General features: G+C 63.5%; 1 protein-coding gene. It reads left to right on the top strand.

Annotated elements, in window-relative coordinates; translation table 11 throughout:
• Positions 1-602: hypothetical protein (locus tag KQH55_RS16100; RefSeq protein WP_235091677.1), on the top strand; the 602-nt coding region annotated here is incomplete at both ends.

Consider the following 602-nt stretch of genomic DNA (forward strand, 5'->3'; position numbering starts at 1 on the left):
GATCGTGCGATGGGGCTCTTTATCAATACGCTGCCGCTGCGTGTGGAGCTGGACGGCAGTGTGCAGGCGTGTGTGCGGAGCACGCACGCGCGCTTGGCCGCGCTGTTGGAACATGAACATGCGTCGCTGGCGCTCGCGCAGCGCTGCAGCGGCGTGCCGGCGGGCACGCCGCTCTTTAGTGCGCTGCTCAATTACCGGCACAATGCAATGGGCTCGGATGAGTGCAGCAGGCTACCGGGTGTGGAGCTGTTGAGTGCCCAGGAGCGCACCAATTACCCGCTGATACTGTCGGTCGAGGACTTTGGGCAGGCACTGGGGCTGACCGCGCAGAGCGTGCCGTCGCTGGAGCCTGAGCGGGTGTGCGCGTATATGCAGCAGGCGCTGCACAGCTTGGCCGACGCACTCGAGGCGGCGCCCGATACTGCAATGCAGCAGTTGCAGGTGCTGCCCGAGGCGGAGCGCGAGTTGCTGCTGCAGACATGGAATGCGACGCAGCAAGACTATCCGTCGCACTTATGCATCCACCAGTTGTTTGAAGCGCAGGTCGAGTGCATGCCCGAGGCGCCAGCGCTGGTCTATGAAGACCAAACGTTCAGTTATGC

The sequence above is a fragment of the Mycetohabitans sp. B3 genome, from assembly GCF_021498065.1.
Classification (GTDB): domain Bacteria; phylum Pseudomonadota; class Gammaproteobacteria; order Burkholderiales; family Burkholderiaceae; genus Mycetohabitans.